The sequence below is a fragment of the Hydrotalea lipotrueae genome, from assembly GCF_019249625.1.
Classification (GTDB): Bacteria; Bacteroidota; Bacteroidia; order Chitinophagales; family Chitinophagaceae; genus Hydrotalea; species Hydrotalea flava.
Window position 1 is genome coordinate 156,280 of sequence record NZ_JAESDL010000002.1, and the last position, 17,315, is coordinate 173,594.

Genomic DNA, 17,315 nt, shown 5'->3' on the forward strand with positions numbered 1-17,315 from the left:
CAAAAGCTTGAGCGTTACTCATATCGTAAAGCAACAATTGGATTTAATTTAGCAGCTTTTATTGCCGGGTACAATCCTGCTGCAAACCCAACCAGAGAGCAGATTACAATACCAATACTTACCCATAACCAGGGCACAACAAAACCGGTTTTCAATACCATTGAAAAAATATTACCAACCAAAACACCCAAAATAATTCCAAATATTGCACCAAGTAAACTAATAATCATACTTTCAAATAAAAACTGCTGCCTTACATTTTTGCTTTTTCCACCAATTGCCTTAATAAGACCTACTTCACGGGTACGTTCATTTACCGAAACCAGCATAATATTCATTAAACCAATGGCAGCACCAATTAAAGTAATAATACCAATAGCCGCAGCCGCACCTGTAATACTACTTAAAAAAGTAATAAACAGTTCTGCAAACTTATCACTCTTTTCAATGGTAAAATTATCCGCATCTGTTGGCAGCAATTTTCTGATACCTCTGAAATGCGCTGTAGCTACACCTATTGCAGGATCTAACATCGCTACATTTTCAACCATTACGCCAATAAAATACGACGGTGAGGCATTGGCTAAACGACGAGCACTGTTGTAAGAAGTTACCACTATATCATCCTGCCGCAATAAACCACTCGATCCTTTGCTTTTTAGCACACCAATTATGCGGTAAGGTATTCCACCAACTTTTATAATATGATCAACAGCTGTTTCAGGATGATCTCCAAACAATTTTGTAGCAACATTGCTACCCAACAAACATACATTACGACCACTTTCCACATCCAAACTATTCAAATTTCTGCCAACTGCTACCGTAAAACCATTTACCGTTAAATAATTTTCATCACCACCCCAAACAGTTACAACGGGATTGGTTTTTTTATCGCCATAATAACACTCTACATTACCGGGCCCGCGCATATACACACTTACAATAGATGGGTATTGATAGGTTTGTTTAAAATAAACCGCATCTTCCCGCCGTATGGTTTTATCGAGGTTCGAAACTTTATCCTTCACTCCTCTTGCCGTTTTCTTTACACTTTGGTCTCTTCCAAAACGGATACGCGATTCTTTGTATTTTATTACAAAAGCATTGGCCCCCATCGATGAAAAACTTTCCCGCAAGCTTTGATTCATAGCCTGAATAGCGGTAATAATTCCAATCAACGCCATAATGCCAAATGCAATAATAGCAACGGTTATACCGGTTCTCAGCTTATTTCCTTTTACCGTTTTAAATGCCAAATTAAATGAATCGGTTAACGTCATTAATAAGTTTTTGTATTAAAATCATTCTAAAGATAAGGCGCAATCAGATAGTTTAAAACCAAAAAGGATAAACGTAGCAAAAAATAAACAGACGGTAATGGCGGCTATTTAACCCTATGAGTAATTTGAATCAATTTTAGGTAACCCGGCTTCTGCTATTTTGGGCATCGCCTGTTGTGTCACTCACTCTTGTAGGTTCAGTTATTATGGCAGCATGTTGCGTTGCTGTAGCAGTTACTACTGATTAGATAAACATTGTGAAGAGAATTGATTAAAAACTAAAAGTAAAACCAGTTTAGAATAATAGTTGGGAATATGCCAATTAAAATAGTAACTACAGCAAGCAAAATCAGCATAAAGCAAAACCCTTTACTGAATAAATGCAATTCCGGATTGCCCTTTTTAAAATACATGGCCTGTATTACTCTGAAATAGTAAAAAGCACTGATGGCAGCAAAAATTACCGCAACAATTACCAACCAGGTTACTGAGCTGCCGCCGTATTTAATGGCAGATAACAACATATAATACTTTGCAAAGAACCCTGCCGTAAGCGGAATGCCTGTTAAGGATAAAAGAAATACGGTGGTGGTTCCGGCCAGTAACGAACTTTTTTGTGCAAGGCCATTGAATCCTTCCAGCGATATATCTTTCACTTTTTCCAACACGGCGAAAATGCCAATAGTAGCCACAGAGTAGGCCACAGTATAAATTAAAATACCTTCTTTAGCTACATCATTTTCGGCAAAAACCGCAAATAGCATAAATCCGGCCTGGGCAATACTGGAATAAGCCATCATCCGTTTTACGCTTTGTTGGAATACCGCGGTAATATTTCCAACCAACAAAGTGGCAATAATTACAACCGGTAAAATAATTTTCCACGACAAACCCATTTCAACTGCCTTATTATCAAATAATCGTATAAATGTAATAAAACCGGCTGCTTTAATAATCGTTGCCATATATGAAGTAAAAACACCGGGTGCACCATCGTATACATCGGGCGTCCAGAAATGAAAAGGAGCAGCAGAAACTTTAAAAGCAATGGCAATAAATACCAGCACCAAACCCAATGGGTCTAATATGCCATACTCATTTGATACTGCAGAGGGTTTAAGGGCGTCTATTTCAAATCCGCCACGGGCACCATACATTAAAGCAATACCCATTAATAAAATACCGGTAGAAAATGAACCCATCAGGAAATATTTCAACGAGGCTTCATTACTTTTTAAATTCCGCTTATCAGCACCGGTTAGAATATATAATGGAATGGACATAATCTCAATGCCCAAAAACAGCATTAAAAGCGAGTTGTAAGAGGTTAAAATAGCTATACCGGCTAATGAAAAGAAAATTAATGCAAAGAATTCTGCAGCATGCCGGCCATTGCCGATCAATGTAACATCTGAACCACTGATTAAAGTAAACAAAAATGTAGCAGCAAAAGCAAGTGTATTAAAATACAAGCCAAATTTTTGAAAATTCAGCAAACCATGCGTAGGAATATAAATACTAAAAATACCATAAGTATCAAAAATGTTGGCCAGTAAAACCACCAATAAAGCTACCAGTGCCACATTTCTGATGGTTGATTTTTGTTGTGTGATAATGCCTGTAAACATCATTACAACACCCGCTACTGCCGAAAATATAATTGCGTTCATATATTAAAATATAGTTATTCGCCCTGTTGAATTGTTCTAAAATGTATCAACTTTATTCGTAATAAAAACTTTTTTGTTTATACACTGCAACATCATTCTACTCAGAGTATGTTTTTCACTTACAGCTATTTTATTGCACCAATAATTCTTTCACTGTTTCATGGGTTAAGTGTATCATTGGCTCGGGATATATACCAAAAAAGAAAATTACAACCACCAGTATCCATAAAATAAACCGCACATGTAGCCCTGCATCTACAGCATGGGTTATTTGAATGGCCAAATCACCATAAAAAATTTTTTGTACGGTATTTAATGTATATACCGCAGTTAATATAATGGTAATCAGTGCAAAAATGGCTATTACCATATTGTATTGAAACAGACCATTAAACATTAAAAACTCGCCAATAAAACTATTGGTTAGCGGCAATGCAATATTTGCAAGTGCCATAATAACAAAAAGTATAGCTAATTCCGGAGCTTTTTGTGCAAGACCGCCTAATTCGCTCAATTTGCGGGTACCCAATTGCTGTTCAATTGCATCTGCCACAATCCACAATCCCAATACTACTATACCATGGTTAAACATTTGTACCATTACCCCATTCCATCCCACCTCTTTCTGTGCAAAAATGGCAGCACACATTAAACCAATATGTGCAATGGAAGAATAAGCTATCACTCGTTTAAAATCATCCTGCCGGATAGCGATGAGTGATGCATACAACATTCCGATCACTGCAAGAATGATAATGAAATTTGCAAAATGAGTGGTAGCCTCAGGAAAAACAGGCACTAACCAACGAATGGTGGCATATAAACCCATTTTTACCATAATGGCACTTAGCACCATGGTTACACCGGTTGTAGCCTGTTCATAAGCATCGGGTTGCCAGGTATGTAGCGGAAATAAAGGCATTTTGATAGCAAAAGCAATAAAAAATAACCAAAAGAATACATATTGCTGGTGGGTGCTTAAATGCAAATGGTAAAACGATTCAATAGCAAAGGAGTGATTACCGGGGGTTTGAAAATATAAATAAAAAATTCCGATTAGCATTAGCAACGAGCCCACAAATGTGTACACGAAAAATTTGAATGTTGCAGCAATTCTTTTTTCTCCACCCCAGTTAGAAGCAAGAAAATAAACCGGAATTAAAGCAAGCTCCCAAAAAAAGTAAAATACCAGCGCATCGGCTGCAACAAAAACACCCATTAACCCTGCCTGAGTTAATAACATACCGGCAAAAAAATTGCCCGGCTTCGTATAACTATTTTTATAAATGGCAACAAAAATAATAGGAAAGCCGATTGCAGTTAATAAGGTAAGCATGCTGCTCATCCCGTCCATGTGTAAATCAAAACCACTGCCTAATGCCGGCAACCAGGGTAAATGAATAGATAAAGCATCAGCATTGTTAAAAAAGTAAATACCACTTAATGCAATGGCCAAAGTAACAAGCGCAATCAGTAATGACCAGCTTTTGGCTGCTTTATCTTCTTTCAACAAAAAAGAAATAAGGCCACCAATCAGAGGAACGATTATTAATAAAAGAGGAATCATAGCTATTATTTGCCTGGGGCTTTTAAAATATTTTACTTAAATAGGTATAAATATAACCGTCGTTTATCCAAATTAAAACCAATACAATCATGGCCAGTACCATAAAGAGTATGTATCCGCCTACCTGTCCGCTCTGAATTAATCTTACCTGCCGCGACGCATACAAAACAAATCTTCCTACCCCATTTACTACACCATCAAGACCACTTTTTTCAACAATATTTTTTAAAACTCCTGCAAATCTGTTCAGTGGTTTTACAACAATTCCATCATATAATTCATCGATGTACCATTTATTAGCCAGAAATTTTCCAACGCCTGTAGGCTCTTCTAATTCAGGATGTTTGGTAAACCTGCCCAATGCAAATAAAATGGCGATGGTTGCTATGGCTACAGAAACACCCATTAATAACCATTCTGTTGCATGTGGCATTTCGGTTGATGTTTCAGTAGTTAAAACAGGTTGTAACAAATGATGAAATAAATTGGCACCCGGAGCCATTACGGTAGGTATACCCACCCATCCGCCAATCACACTTAAAATAGCCAGTAAAATTAAAGGGAAGGTCATAGCAGCAGGGCTTTCATGTAAATGATGTTCCTGATCATGTGTGCCTCTGAAGTTGCCCAAAAAAGTAGTGGCATATAAACGGAATATATAAAATGCGGTTAATGCTGCACCTGCTACTCCTAATACCCAGTAAACAGGGTTTTTTGCATACGCCGCAGCCAGAATTTCATCTTTAGAGAAGAAACCGCTAAATGGAGGAATACCTGAAATGGCTAAACATGCCAACAGGAAAGTAATATGGGTAACGGGCATGTATTTACGTAATCCACCCATTTTTCGGATATCCTGTTCATTGCCCATAGCATGTATTACAGAACCGGCTCCCAGGAATAACAATGCTTTAAAAAATGCATGTGTCATTACATGAAAAACCGCACCTGAGTATGCACCTACTCCTAATCCTAAAAACATATAACCCAACTGGCTCACTGTGGAATAGGCCAATACTTTTTTAATATCATTTTGTTTGATGGCAATTGTAGCCGCCAGTAAAGCAGTAGCCACACCAATGATAGCAATAATGTTTTCAGTTACCGCACTCATACTATATAATACATTGCTACGTGCAATCATGTATACCCCGGCAGTTACCATGGTAGCTGCATGTATTAAAGCTGAAACCGGAGTTGGACCGGCCATTGCATCGGGCAGCCATGTATACAAAGGTATTTGTGCGCTTTTACCGGTAGCTCCAATAAAAAATAACAGGGTAATTCCGGTAACATCAACAGCACTTAAGCTTCCGGTTCCGGCAAAAACTTCACCATAAGTTAATGTGCCTAATTTAGCAATCAACCAAAAAATTCCCAGCAAAAAACCGACATCACCAATACGGTTCATGATAAAAGCTTTTTTCGCAGCATAGTTATAATCATTGTTTTTAAACCAGTAACCAATTAACAAATAAGAACATAAGCCTACACCTTCCCATCCCAAAAACAGAATAAGGTAATTACCGCCCATTACCAAGAGCAGCATGGAAAACACAAACAGATTCAGATAAGAAAAATAACGTGCAAAATGTGGCTCAGCTTCTTCATGCATGTATGAGGTTGAATATACATGAATTAGAAAACCTACACCGGTAATAATTAACATAAATAAGGCAGAAAGTGCATCAACCTGAAAAGAAAATGGAATGATTAGTCCCTTAATATCAATAAAATTGAAATAAGTTTGAATAATAGGGCCATTAGATTTTACCTGCCAGAATAAACTCAGGCTGACTAAAAAAGCCACTAAAATTACGCCACAGCCTATTAAACTAACTGCCCGTTTAGAAAGTGATTTTCTAAGCAATCCGTTGATCAGAAATCCTGCAAGCGGCAGTAATGGTACTAAGTAAACTAATTGATTCATATTATTCGTTTAAAGTAAGGCTTACCACAACAGTATAAGCTTCCCTTTTATCATTTAATTCTTTAACCGGTTTAAAAAATTTACATCTACAGAATGTGCATTTCTGTACATCATTACAATAATGGCCAATCCAACACTTACTTCAGCAGCTGCTACCACCATTACAAAAAACACAAAAATTTGTCCATCCGTTCCGGCATTGTTTACTTTCTCAACCGCACTTGCTACTGCATGATGCATTTTTGAAAAAGCAACGAGTAGTAAATTTACTGCATTGAGCATCAGTTCTATACTCATAAAAATAATGATGGCATTTCTGCGTGTTAGTACACCTGCAATACCAATACAGAACAGTGCTAAACTTAAAAAAATATAATATTGTATGGGCATAATCTGTTGGTTGTTTAAAAAACTTATAAAGAATGCTGACTAATCTTTTTTCCCAATCACCACTGCTCCCACCATCGCACTTAAAAATAAAATACTGCTTATTTCAAAGGGCACCACATACGTACTGAATAATGCTTTTCCCAAATTTGAAATCAACCCGATACTTCCTTCTTTCATCATGGCTGTTTTGGCTTGCAACTCGGGCGCCTGTCTGATTAATGATACCAATATCATTAAAAAACAACCGGCTGAAATGGCACCGGCTAATTTCATCCAAATATTTTTCTGAGGTTCTGTATCCTTATTCAAATTCATTAACATGATTACGAAAAGAAACAACACCATAATAGCACCAGCATATACAATTAAATTTACGATTGCAATGAATTGTGCATTCAGTAAAATATAATGCCCTGAAATGGCAAAAAATACACCTACCAGCCATAACACACTGTGTACCGGATTTTTACTGAGTAAAACCATTAATGCACTTACCAACGCCAGGGCACTTAAAAACCAGAATAAGATTTGTATGGCATTCATTTGATACTATTATTTTTATTTCTGTAACAGACTCACTAAACGAATTAATAAAGATGGTTGATGGAAAATAACCTTGCCATTATTTTACAATGAAAATAATTACAGGGTTTAATTCAATCCTTTTGCTTTTGTATACGCTTCTGGCTCTGTTACAGGGTTGGGTATTAATAAATCTTTTTTACCATATATAAAAGTGGTACGATTAAAATTTGCCGGTGCAAAGGTTTCGCTTAAATAAATAGCATCTTTCGGACAAGCTTCTTCACACAATCCACAAAAAATACAACGCAGCATATTAATTTCGTAGCGGGCTGCATATTTTTCTTCACGATATAAATTTTCTTCACCGGGTAAACGTTCAGCAGCCTCCATGGTAATGGCCTCCGCCGGGCAGGCTACGGCACATAATCCGCAGGCGGTGCATCTTTCCCGGCCTTCTTCATCTCTGTTCAATACATGCAATCCTCTAAACACCGGGCTAAATGGCCTTTTTTGTTCCGGATATTGAATGGTTGGTTGTTTTTTAAATATGTGGCTAAACGTGATTAACATTCCCTTGAAAATATTGATCAGATATAATCTTTCCCAGAATGTCATCGGCTTTCTGTTAACCGGCTGTGCTCTGTTGGTTAGTGCTTGCATGATTGAACCGATGGTTTTAAAAGTTTTGCAAAAATATTTTTATTGTAACTAGTATCCAAGTTTATATTGTTTTATTCCTTGTAACCTGGCATCCCTTTGCTGTGCAATGAAATTTATTTTCCCATCCATAGAATGAGTGCACCTGTAATCAGCATATTTGCCAAAGCCAATGGCACCAGCGATTTCCAGCCCAGGTTCATTAACTGGTCATATCTGAACCTCGGAATTGTCCATCGTACCCACATAAATAAGAAAATGAATATCACCACTTTTATCAGTAAAGCTGCCACGCCTATGATGGCTGCAACATTTGGCGACAATAGGCTTTCATTTAAAAAAGGTACATCATAACCGCCAAAGTAAAGCGTTGCCATTACCACACTGCTGATAAACATATTTACATATTCTGAGAACAGGTAAAAGCCTAATTTCATAGAAGAATACTCCTGATGGTAACCAAAGTTTAATTCATTTTCTGCTTCCGGTAAATCGAAGGGTGTTCTGTTACATTCTGCAAATGCACAGATGATGAATATTAAAAAACCGAGTGGCTGATATACAATATTCCACCAATGACCTGGTTGCATTTGTTGCTTTACAATTTCGCCTAACTGCAAAGTGCCTGTTGTCATTAATAAAGCAATTAAACTTAAGCCCATGGCTAATTCATAACTAATTGCCTGCGATGCACCTCTTAGTGCGGCCATTAAAGAAAATTTGTTGTTAGATGCCCATCCGCCAATCATAATGCCATAAACACCCAAACTTACTACAGCAAATATGTATAAAATACCAATATTTACATCGGCAATTTGCAAGGGAATAACTCTGCCAAATAAATGCACATCACTGCTCCAGGGTATTACGGCACTGGTCATCAAAGCGGCTGTCATGGCCAAAAAAGGCCCTAAAACAAATAATACTTTATTGGAAGTGTTGGGAATAATTTCTTCTTTCATGATGAGCTTTAACCCATCGGCAAATGGCTGAAACAAGCCAAACGGACCAGCACGATTGGGGCCCGGCCTGTCTTGCAAAACCGCCGCCACTTTACGTTCTGCAAATGTGGTATAGAGTGCTATACCCAGACTTGCAAAAATAACAATGGCAATCAGAATTAATTTTTCCAGAAACAATATCCAGTCTATACTTAGTAACATGGCAAATATTGATTGAGTGTTATTGGTTAAAATCGGTTGAATGTGCCGGGCGTTCTAATTCGCTTAAATGTATGTTTGGTTTATTTACTTCACTTACACTATGAATATCCATGAGTAATTTTGGATTCCTGCCTTTCATAATGTTAGGAAAGGTTTCAGTAGGTTTTACCAATCCTACATATTTGTTTTGTGCAATCACTGAATGCCGGTTAACATTAGTGGGGCCTTCTATTACCCAATCGGCCAGATTTTTCTTTTCAAAGCGGCATTCATTGCAAATCCATCCTGTTTTGCCGTTTGAGGCTTCTTTCACTTCACCCCATTCATCTTTTCTGGCAGTTACTCTAAACACCTCATCACCTCTTAACCATAGCTCTGCTTCACCACAACATTTATCGCAATGCCTGTGTGCATTCACAGGTTTGGTAAACCATACCCTGTTTTTAAAACGGAAAGTTTTATCGGTTAAAGCACCCACCGGGCAAACATCTATAACATTACCGATAAATTCGTTATGCAAATTTTTTTGAATGAAAGTGGCAATTTGAGCATGATCACCCCGATCTAATACACCGTGTTCTCTTTTGGAAGAAAGCTGGTCGGCTACAAACACACAACGATAGCAAAGTATGCAGCGGGTCATATGTAATTGAATATATGCTCCTAAATCTACTTTTTTAAAGGTGCGTTTTTGAAATTCGTAACGGCTGCCTTCTTTACCGTGTTCATAACTTAAATCCTGCAAATGACATTCGCCGGCCTGATCGCAGATGGGGCAATCTAATGGGTGATTAATTAATAAAAATTCAACCACACCGGCCCTTGCTTCCTGTACACGTGGCGATGTTACATTTTTTACTTCCATACCATCCATTACAGTTGTGCGGCAAGAAGCAACTAATTTGGGCATTGGGCGCGGATCTTTTTCAGAACCTTTGCTCACCTCTACCAAACAGGTACGGCATTTACCACCACTGCCTTGTAATTTGCTGTAATAGCACATGGCAGGAGGGGTTACCTCTCCGCCAATTTTACGGGCAGCCTGCAAAATGGTGGTACCTGCAGGTACTTCAACCGTAATATTATCAATGGTGACTTTGAATAATGTTTCGTCTGACATATTGTAAAATTCTAAAATTCAAAATTAGCCTTTCAATAAGGCTGGATTAAGCACCTACAGGCACCTGAATAGGGTTGGCATAATGTGCCAAACCAAAATTTCTTACCTGCGCTTCCTGCGGATGTAATACATGCCACTCAAACTCATCCCGGAAATGACGGATAGCAGCCGCTACAGGCCAAGCAGCCGCATCGCCTAAGGGGCAAATAGTGTTTCCTTCAATTTTTCCCTGTATATCCCACAACAAATCTATATCACTAATTTTGCCTTCTCCTTTTTCCAAACGCAATAATATTTTCTCCATCCAACCGGTACCTTCTCTACAGGGTGAACACTGTCCGCAACTTTCATGACGGTAAAACCGGGCCAAAGTATAAGTATGGCGCACTATACACTGGTCTTCATCAAACACAATAAAACCACCACTGCCCATCATGCTTCCGGTAGCAAAACCTCCATCGCTTAAACTTTCATAATTCATGTAACGGGTTTCTCCTTTTGCTGTTTTCAACAACAAATTTGCCGGCAAAATTGGAACAGAAGAACCGCCAGGTATGCAGGCTTTTAAGTGCTTCCCGTTTTTAATGCCACCACAATATTCTTCGCTGTAAATAAATTCTTCTACACTAATGGTCATATCAATTTCGTACACGCCCGGTTTATTGATATTACCGCAGGCTGAAATTAATTTGGTTCCGGTTGAACGGCCTACACCAATTTTGGCATATTCTTCGCCACCCATATTAATAATAGGTACTACTGCCGCCAATGTTTCTACATTATTTACAACAGTTGGTCGTTCCCAAACTCCTTTGATGGCCGGGAAAGGAGGTTTAATTCTGGGATTACCTCTTTTTCCTTCCAATGATTCTAACAATGCGGTTTCTTCTCCACAAATGTAAGCGCCTGCCCCGCGTTGAACATAAATATTACAATTAAAGCCTGTGCCCAAAATATTGTTACCCAGCCAACCGTTTTGTTTGGCTTCTTCAATAGCATTTTCCAAAATACCTACTATCCAAGCATATTCACCACGGATATAAATATAGGTATCATTTGACCCCAAAGCAAAAGATGAGATGATTAAGCCTTCAATTAATAAATGGGGTAAAAACTCCATCAGGTACCTGTCTTTAAAAGTACCCGGTTCACTTTCATCAGCATTGCACACCAAATGGCGGGGTACGCCCTCGGGCTTAGCAATAAAACTCCATTTCATGCCCGTAGGAAAACCGGCTCCGCCACGACCCCGCAAGCCACTTTTCTTCACTTCTTCCACAATGGCTTCCGGAGTCATGGTTTTCAGCGCTTTTTCAACTGCCTGATAACCGCCTTCTCTTCTGTAAACATCATACTGTCTGATGCCTTCTACATGCGCTTTTGATAATAATAATTTTACACCCATTTGTAATTACAATAAAAGTGAATAAATGATGCTTTTAATTGTTGCGTGCAGCATTGCTTCTGCATTCTTCAATAATTGCATCGACTTTTTCTTTCGTTAAATGTTCCCGATATTGTTTTCCCAACTGCATCATGGGTGCATACCCACAAGCCCCCAGGCACTCTACTGTTTTTAGCGTAAACATACCATCGGGCGTAGTTTCGCCGGCACTAATGCCTAATTTTTCTTTGATGTAGCTAATAATTTCATCGCTGCCATTTAGCATACAGGGACCGGTTTGGCATACCTCAAACATGTACTTCCCAACGGGTTGGGTATTAAACATGCTGTAAAAGGTGGCTACTTCATATACTTCAATGGGTTCTAATTGCAATAAATTGGCAACATAATCCATTGTTTCAGCGCTTAACCAACCGCCAAAGCTTTCTTGTGCCAAATGCAATACCGGCAATAGCGCACTTTTTTGTTTGCCTTCCGGGTAACGTTTTACTAAACGATTAAATTCCTGCATTTGCTGTTCTGAAAATTGTACCACAACGCTATATTTTAGTTTGTTATGTGTTTATGCATCTAACTCACCTGCAATGAGGTTTAAACTACTCATGGTAATAATGGCATCGCTCAACATACCTCCTTTTGTTAATTCACTGTATGCCTGATAGTAAATAAAACTGGGCCTGCGAAAATGCAAGCGATAAGGTGTTCTTCCACCATCGCTAATTAAATAAAAACCCAATTCGCCATTAGCACCTTCTACACTATGGTAAACTTCACCTTTGGGTATGGCAGTTTCACCCATGATGATTTTAAAGTGCCAGATTAATGCCTCCATTTTTGTGTATACCTCTTTCTTTTCGGGAAGATAATACTCAGGCACATCGGCATGAAATACTTCGGCTTCGGCTCCTTTAAATTTCTGTACTTTTTGGTAGGCCTGTTCTATAATATGCAAGCTTTGCCACATTTCTACATTGCGCACTAAAAACCGGTCATAGTTATCGCCGGTACTGCCCACCGGAACAATAAAATCAAAATCTTCGTAACTGCAGTATGGGCTATGTACCCGCACATCGTAATCAACCCCTGCTGCACGTAAATTAGGTCCCGTAAAGCCATAGTTTAAAGCACGCTCGGCACTAATAGCACCAGTATTTTGGAGGCGATCCATGAAAATACGATTACGGGTAAAGAGGTTTTCAAACTCTTTTAGCACTTTAGGATATTCCTGAAGAAATTTTTCTAACTTTTGGAAAGCTGTATCTGTAAAGTTGCGTTCAAACCCACCTATTCTGCCAATATTGGTGGTTAAACGAGAGCCGCATACTTCTTCATAAATTTCATAAATCAATTCGCGGTATTGCATCACATATAAAAAACCGGTATAGGCACCACTGTCTACACCCACAATTGAATTACAAATAAGGTGATCGGAAATACGGGCCAGTTCCATGATAATAATCCGCAAATAATCTACCCGCTTGGGTGTTTTTACACCCAGTAATTTTTCGCAGGTCATGTGCCAACCCATGTTATTAATAGGGCTGCTGCAATAATTTAATCGATCGGTAATGGGTGTTACCTGATAAAGCGGCCTGCGTTCGGCTAATTTTTCAAATGCCCGGTGAATGTAACCTACGGTTTGCTCGGCCGATACAATACGTTCACCATCTAATTCAACAATATTTTGAAACACACCGTGGGTAGCGGGGTGTGTAGGACCCAGATTGAGGGTGGTGGTTAATTTTTCAATGGAACCATCCGGAAGTTTTATATGGTGTGGTTGCACCTCTTTTGTTTCCAACATAATATTTCAATTAAATTACCGACAGTTGTTTTGAACTGCCTTTACAATTGGATTTAATAAATTGAACCGCCTCTGCCAAACATGGCATCATCTTTATCTATTCTGGTTTGATCTTCCAATGGATATTCTTTCCTTAATGGGAAATAATCCATTTCATCTACATTTAAAATTCTTTTTAAATTGGGATGCCCGATAAAGTTTACGCCAAAAAAATCGTAGGTTTCTCTTTCCATCCAGTTGGCTGCTTCAAATAATTTGGTTGCCGTAAACACATCGGGTTGCTGTATACCGGTAAATACTTTATAACGGATGCGTATATTCTCTTTTAAATTATGTAAATGATATACTACAGCCAGTTCTTTTCCGGTATTAACCGGATAATGAACAGCACACAAATCAGTTAAGAAAGTAAATTGAAGTGTTGCATCTTCATACAAAAACTGCAATATCTTTAAATTCATTTCTTTTGGTGATTGAAAACTGAGCAAACCAAATGGTGTTTCAAAATTAGACACCTGATCGCCAAATTTTTCCTGGAGTTTTTGTTGTATGATTTCGTTGGTTAGTGCCATGACTGTTATAAGCGTTTACAGATTTTTTTAAAGCCTGATGAATAAGCCAATAAATGGCGTTTATTGAATGCCATAACTTTCTAAAAGTGCCGTGTATTGCGGGCTGTTTCTGCGGCGAATACTTTCTTTACCTACCAATTCCTGAATTTTCATAAACCCATCTAAAATAGCTTCTGGCCTGGGCGGGCAACCTGGCACATATACATCAACCGGTATAATCTGATCAATACCCTGTAACACACTGTAAGTATCAAAAATACCACCACTGCTGGCACAGGCACCTACACTCAATACCCAACGGGGTTCAGCCATTTGCAAATATACCTGCCTTAAAACAGGCGCCATTTTTTTGGCAATGGTACCCATTACCATTAGTAAGTCGCACTGACGGGGAGAAAAACCAACTCTTTCTGCACCAAAACGAGCTAAATCGTAGTGCGCACCCATTGTAGCCATAAACTCAATACCACAACAAGAAGTGGCAAATGGCAATGGCCACAAAGAGTTTTTTCGTGCTAACCCCACTACTTCACTTAATTTGGTGGTGAAAAAGCCTTCTCCATTATATCCCTGCGGAGCCTCGCCCATAATAATAGATTTGGCAGGTTCTGCTGGTTTGGGATGAATATTAAAACGTACTGGACGCATAGAATAACATTTAATTTGCTTGATAAAATAAGGTTTTCAGGATTGTAAAACATCACTTACCACATCCTGCTAATTTGTTATACCCCTGCCATTTTTCAAAGAAAGTAAGCACAAATTGCACCATATATAACATTTCAACTTCTTTTAAGTTGAAGATTCCTTCCCATTAATCTTCCCAATTCAATGCTCCCTTTTTAATGATATATACAAAACCAATGAGGAATAAAGCCACAAACAACACAATTTCCCAAAAGCCGGCCCATCCCAGAAATTTAAAGTTTACTGCATAGGGATAAAAGAAAATTACTTCTACATCAAACAATACAAACAAAATAGCCACTAAAAAATACTTTACTGCCATGGGTTGGCGAGCATTGCCATGGCTGGCTATACCACTGGAGAAATTTTCCAGTTTATCACTCGTTTTTCTTTTTGGACCTACCCAGGCAGACAATCCAATCATGGTAGCCACAAAACCTATGGCGAAAATGAGTTGAATGCCTATCGGGAAATAATTTTCAGCAGTATTGTTAAGCTGATTTAGTTGAAGAAGTGTACTAAAACCTATCATAACATTCTTGAATGAGATGCAAAAATAAGGCAGTCTGTTTATAAACCCTTACTATTCTTTTGTTGTTTTTGATGAATTCAGCAATTTATAATGCCACAAGTATTTTCAATATTGTTTTAATATTACCCGCTCTCAAAAAAATTAAAGTCAATAGCGTAATAATCTACTAAATTATGAAATTGGAGTTTCCAGGCTTGCTTCAATAAAAAAGTTGCCACTTTTTACAGCGGCAACTTTTTTATTATATTTAAAAATGTATTTCCTGACGAATTAATTCTTCGTTGCACCCTTTGTACCGGTGCTGTCAGTCTGTGGTTGTTTTCCTTCCATCAGCTTTTGCTTTTTAATGTTGCCTTCAATTGCGCCTTTAATTTTTAACATATCCGGATCATTAGGAATTAATTCCAAAATTTTATTACAGATATCGAGGGCTTTTTCATAATCTTTTGCCCTGTCATTATAGTAACCCATCATATAATAATAGTCGATGATGATGAAGCGTTGATTTTTTACACTGTCTTTCATCAAATAATCAATTTGCTGTTGCAAGGCGGGAATAGCAATGCCGGGATTAGAAGTGGTATCTAATGCTTTGGCTGCCATTACATTAAAATAATAACCTTGTGGCTTATCGGGAAATGCTTTGATATAATTAGCCGCCACATCCATTACTTTGGGATAATCGGCTGCCTGATATGCCACATTTGAGATATTGTAATAATCGTACTCGCTCCAAGTGCCTTTCAGGGCTTGCGCTTGCAATAACCAATCTAACTGCGCTTTGTAATTTTTAGCTTTTGCCATTAAATCTGCAGCCTGCGTCATGTAGTTAATTTTATTCACTTTAGAAGTATCTGACTGAATGGCTGATTGGATGTACTTAACAGCAACGTCGGCATTTTCAGGAAATTTAGAGAAAATTTTTACTGCCAGTTCATAATCTGCCGGTTTCACTTTATCTGTAGGTTCTAATTTAAAATACTTTTCAATATTTTGTTTAGCCTGTAATGAATCACCTAATTTCAAATAGTTGTAGGCATACAATAAACTCAATCCGGGTAATTTGTCTGTACCACCTAAAGAGGTTTCTATTTCTTTTTCTTTAGCCAATGATTCCTGGTATTTACCTGCCTGATACAGGTAATCTGCCAGATAGAAATCGTTTTGCGGATCTTTATCTGCATATTTTATGAATTTGTCCAGATTGGCTTTGGCCATATCTACATTTCTGTTCTTATAATATTCAAACAACGCCAGATAAGTATCGGGGAAAGAAGGATCTGCTTCCATTGCTTTTCCAAAAGCCGGCATGAAAGAGTCTTCATTATTCTGGCTCAGGTATACCATTCCAATTCTGTAATAAGCCAACACATTTTTTGGATCAATGGTGGTAGCCTGCTCAAATGCTTTTACGGCTTCACCTCCATTTTCGCCACCTAATTTCAGATAGCAGATACCCATGTACACATACACCATAGAATTTTTAGGATCTAATGCAGCGGCTTGTTTTAATTTTTCAATACCATAGTTAGGATCACCAATTTTGCTGCCTCCATCGGCATTGGCACGGCCTATGGCTTCTAAAATTTCAACACTGGGCTCGCCTTTATGTCGGCCTTTGGTGGGTGTTGTAGCTGTAATGGCCTGTTCAAACTTTTGTTTGGCAGCATTGATATCGCCACCTTCCAGCATGTCTATATGGCCTATGCCTACCCATATTAATGGCTCATTTACACCATCGGTTAAGGCTTTCTGATACACAGCCTTCGCCGCATCCATTTGGGCTTTGGTTACTTCATTGCCGCCAATTAAAGCCTGACCGTACCAATAAATGGCTTGTACATCTTTGGGCTTATCGTCGTAATTTTTCTTCAAAATATTAATGGCAGATTGAACTTTGAATGACGAGTTTAAGTCGTTAATCCCATCAGCAATCGACTGGGCCATCAATCCATTTACAGCCAGAAAGGCTGCCACTAGCAAAGTAATTGTTTTCTTCATCATGCTTTA

At 38.3% G+C, this 17,315-nt stretch carries 16 protein-coding genes; all 16 read right to left on the reverse strand.

What is annotated here, in order from left to right; genetic code table 11:
* Positions 1-14: 14 nt before the first annotated feature.
* The 16 genes from JK139_RS02640 to JK139_RS02715 all read right to left on the reverse strand — a co-directional run bounded on the left by JK139_RS02640 (position 15) and on the right by JK139_RS02715 (position 17,309).
* Positions 15-1,283, reverse strand: coding sequence for an ABC transporter permease (locus tag JK139_RS02640; RefSeq protein ID WP_218330518.1), 1,269 nt, complete (start codon positions 1,281-1,283; stop codon positions 15-17).
* A 278-nt stretch (positions 1,284-1,561) separates the two neighbouring features.
* Complete coding sequence (locus JK139_RS02645) at positions 1,562-2,953, reverse strand: NADH-quinone oxidoreductase subunit N (protein WP_218330519.1); 1,392 nt, start codon at positions 2,951-2,953, stop codon at positions 1,562-1,564.
* A gap of 130 nt (positions 2,954-3,083) precedes the next feature.
* The gene (locus JK139_RS02650; protein ID WP_218330520.1) at positions 3,084-4,520 is read right to left on the reverse strand and encodes a complex I subunit 4 family protein; all 1,437 of its coding nucleotides are present in this window, start codon (positions 4,518-4,520) and stop codon (positions 3,084-3,086) included.
* 22 nt (positions 4,521-4,542) lie between these two features.
* Positions 4,543-6,450: an NADH-quinone oxidoreductase subunit L gene (gene nuoL / locus JK139_RS02655; RefSeq protein WP_074418235.1), complete on the reverse strand. Its 1,908-nt coding sequence runs from the start codon at positions 6,448-6,450 to the stop codon at positions 4,543-4,545.
* 54 nt (positions 6,451-6,504) lie between these two features.
* The gene (gene nuoK / locus JK139_RS02660; RefSeq protein WP_074418234.1) at positions 6,505-6,840 is read right to left on the reverse strand and encodes an NADH-quinone oxidoreductase subunit NuoK; all 336 of its coding nucleotides are present in this window, start codon (positions 6,838-6,840) and stop codon (positions 6,505-6,507) included.
* A 39-nt stretch (positions 6,841-6,879) separates the two neighbouring features.
* Positions 6,880-7,383, reverse strand: a complete 504-nt coding sequence (locus tag JK139_RS02665) for an NADH-quinone oxidoreductase subunit J family protein (protein ID WP_068243041.1) — start codon at positions 7,381-7,383, stop codon at positions 6,880-6,882.
* 108 nt (positions 7,384-7,491) lie between these two features.
* Positions 7,492-8,025 (reverse strand): NADH-quinone oxidoreductase subunit NuoI, encoded by a 534-nt coding sequence (gene nuoI, locus JK139_RS02670; RefSeq protein WP_074418233.1) that lies wholly within the window; start codon positions 8,023-8,025, stop codon positions 7,492-7,494.
* Between the two features lie 113 nt (positions 8,026-8,138).
* Positions 8,139-9,185, reverse strand: a complete 1,047-nt coding sequence (gene nuoH, locus JK139_RS02675; RefSeq protein WP_075051844.1) for an NADH-quinone oxidoreductase subunit NuoH — start codon at positions 9,183-9,185, stop codon at positions 8,139-8,141.
* Between the two features lie 19 nt (positions 9,186-9,204).
* The gene (locus tag JK139_RS02680) at positions 9,205-10,305 is read right to left on the reverse strand and encodes a 2Fe-2S iron-sulfur cluster-binding protein (protein WP_075051845.1); all 1,101 of its coding nucleotides are present in this window, start codon (positions 10,303-10,305) and stop codon (positions 9,205-9,207) included.
* Between the two features lie 46 nt (positions 10,306-10,351).
* Positions 10,352-11,710 (reverse strand): NADH-quinone oxidoreductase subunit NuoF, encoded by a 1,359-nt coding sequence (gene nuoF / locus JK139_RS02685; protein WP_218330521.1) that lies wholly within the window; start codon positions 11,708-11,710, stop codon positions 10,352-10,354.
* A 34-nt stretch (positions 11,711-11,744) separates the two neighbouring features.
* Positions 11,745-12,245: an NADH-quinone oxidoreductase subunit NuoE family protein gene (locus JK139_RS02690; protein WP_218330522.1), complete on the reverse strand. Its 501-nt coding sequence runs from the start codon at positions 12,243-12,245 to the stop codon at positions 11,745-11,747.
* Positions 12,246-12,272: 27 nt separating this feature from the next.
* Positions 12,273-13,514 (reverse strand): NADH-quinone oxidoreductase subunit D, encoded by a 1,242-nt coding sequence (locus JK139_RS02695; RefSeq protein WP_218330523.1) that lies wholly within the window; start codon positions 13,512-13,514, stop codon positions 12,273-12,275.
* A 53-nt stretch (positions 13,515-13,567) separates the two neighbouring features.
* Positions 13,568-14,086 carry an NADH-quinone oxidoreductase subunit C gene (locus JK139_RS02700; protein ID WP_218330524.1) on the reverse strand — a complete coding sequence of 173 codons (519 nt, stop codon included), beginning with the start codon at positions 14,084-14,086 and terminating at the stop codon, positions 13,568-13,570.
* Positions 14,087-14,146: 60 nt separating this feature from the next.
* On the reverse strand, positions 14,147-14,734 hold the full coding sequence (locus JK139_RS02705; RefSeq protein WP_068247400.1) for an NADH-quinone oxidoreductase subunit B: 588 nt from the start codon (positions 14,732-14,734) through the stop codon (positions 14,147-14,149).
* 166 nt (positions 14,735-14,900) lie between these two features.
* Positions 14,901-15,305 carry an NADH-quinone oxidoreductase subunit A gene (locus JK139_RS02710; RefSeq protein ID WP_068247403.1) on the reverse strand — a complete coding sequence of 135 codons (405 nt, stop codon included), beginning with the start codon at positions 15,303-15,305 and terminating at the stop codon, positions 14,901-14,903.
* A 270-nt stretch (positions 15,306-15,575) separates the two neighbouring features.
* Positions 15,576-17,309, reverse strand: a complete 1,734-nt coding sequence (locus JK139_RS02715; protein WP_218330525.1) for a tetratricopeptide repeat protein — start codon at positions 17,307-17,309, stop codon at positions 15,576-15,578.
* Positions 17,310-17,315: the final 6 nt, after the last annotated feature.

Bases quoted from the DNA above. Each gene is read 5' to 3' on its own strand.
- JK139_RS02640 (WP_218330518.1), bottom strand. From the start codon at position 1,283: ATGACGTTAACCGATTCATTTAATTTGGCATTTAAAACGGTAAAAGGA.
- JK139_RS02645 (WP_218330519.1), bottom strand. From the start codon at position 2,953: ATGAACGCAATTATATTTTCGGCAGTAGCGGGTGTTGTAATGATGTTT.
- JK139_RS02650 (WP_218330520.1), bottom strand. From the start codon at position 4,520: ATGATTCCTCTTTTATTAATAATCGTTCCTCTGATTGGTGGCCTTATT.
- nuoL (WP_074418235.1), bottom strand. From the start codon at position 6,450: ATGAATCAATTAGTTTACTTAGTACCATTACTGCCGCTTGCAGGATTT.
- nuoK (WP_074418234.1), bottom strand. From the start codon at position 6,840: ATGCCCATACAATATTATATTTTTTTAAGTTTAGCACTGTTCTGTATT.
- JK139_RS02665 (WP_068243041.1), bottom strand. From the start codon at position 7,383: ATGAATGCCATACAAATCTTATTCTGGTTTTTAAGTGCCCTGGCGTTG.
- nuoI (WP_074418233.1), bottom strand. From the start codon at position 8,025: ATGCAAGCACTAACCAACAGAGCACAGCCGGTTAACAGAAAGCCGATG.
- nuoH (WP_075051844.1), bottom strand. From the start codon at position 9,185: ATGTTACTAAGTATAGACTGGATATTGTTTCTGGAAAAATTAATTCTG.
- JK139_RS02680 (WP_075051845.1), bottom strand. From the start codon at position 10,305: ATGTCAGACGAAACATTATTCAAAGTCACCATTGATAATATTACGGTT.
- nuoF (WP_218330521.1), bottom strand. From the start codon at position 11,710: ATGGGTGTAAAATTATTATTATCAAAAGCGCATGTAGAAGGCATCAGA.
- JK139_RS02695 (WP_218330523.1), bottom strand. From the start codon at position 13,514: ATGTTGGAAACAAAAGAGGTGCAACCACACCATATAAAACTTCCGGAT.
- JK139_RS02700 (WP_218330524.1), bottom strand. From the start codon at position 14,086: ATGGCACTAACCAACGAAATCATACAACAAAAACTCCAGGAAAAATTT.
- JK139_RS02705 (WP_068247400.1), bottom strand. From the start codon at position 14,734: ATGCGTCCAGTACGTTTTAATATTCATCCCAAACCAGCAGAACCTGCC.
- JK139_RS02710 (WP_068247403.1), bottom strand. From the start codon at position 15,305: ATGATAGGTTTTAGTACACTTCTTCAACTAAATCAGCTTAACAATACT.
- JK139_RS02715 (WP_218330525.1), bottom strand. From the start codon at position 17,309: ATGATGAAGAAAACAATTACTTTGCTAGTGGCAGCCTTTCTGGCTGTA.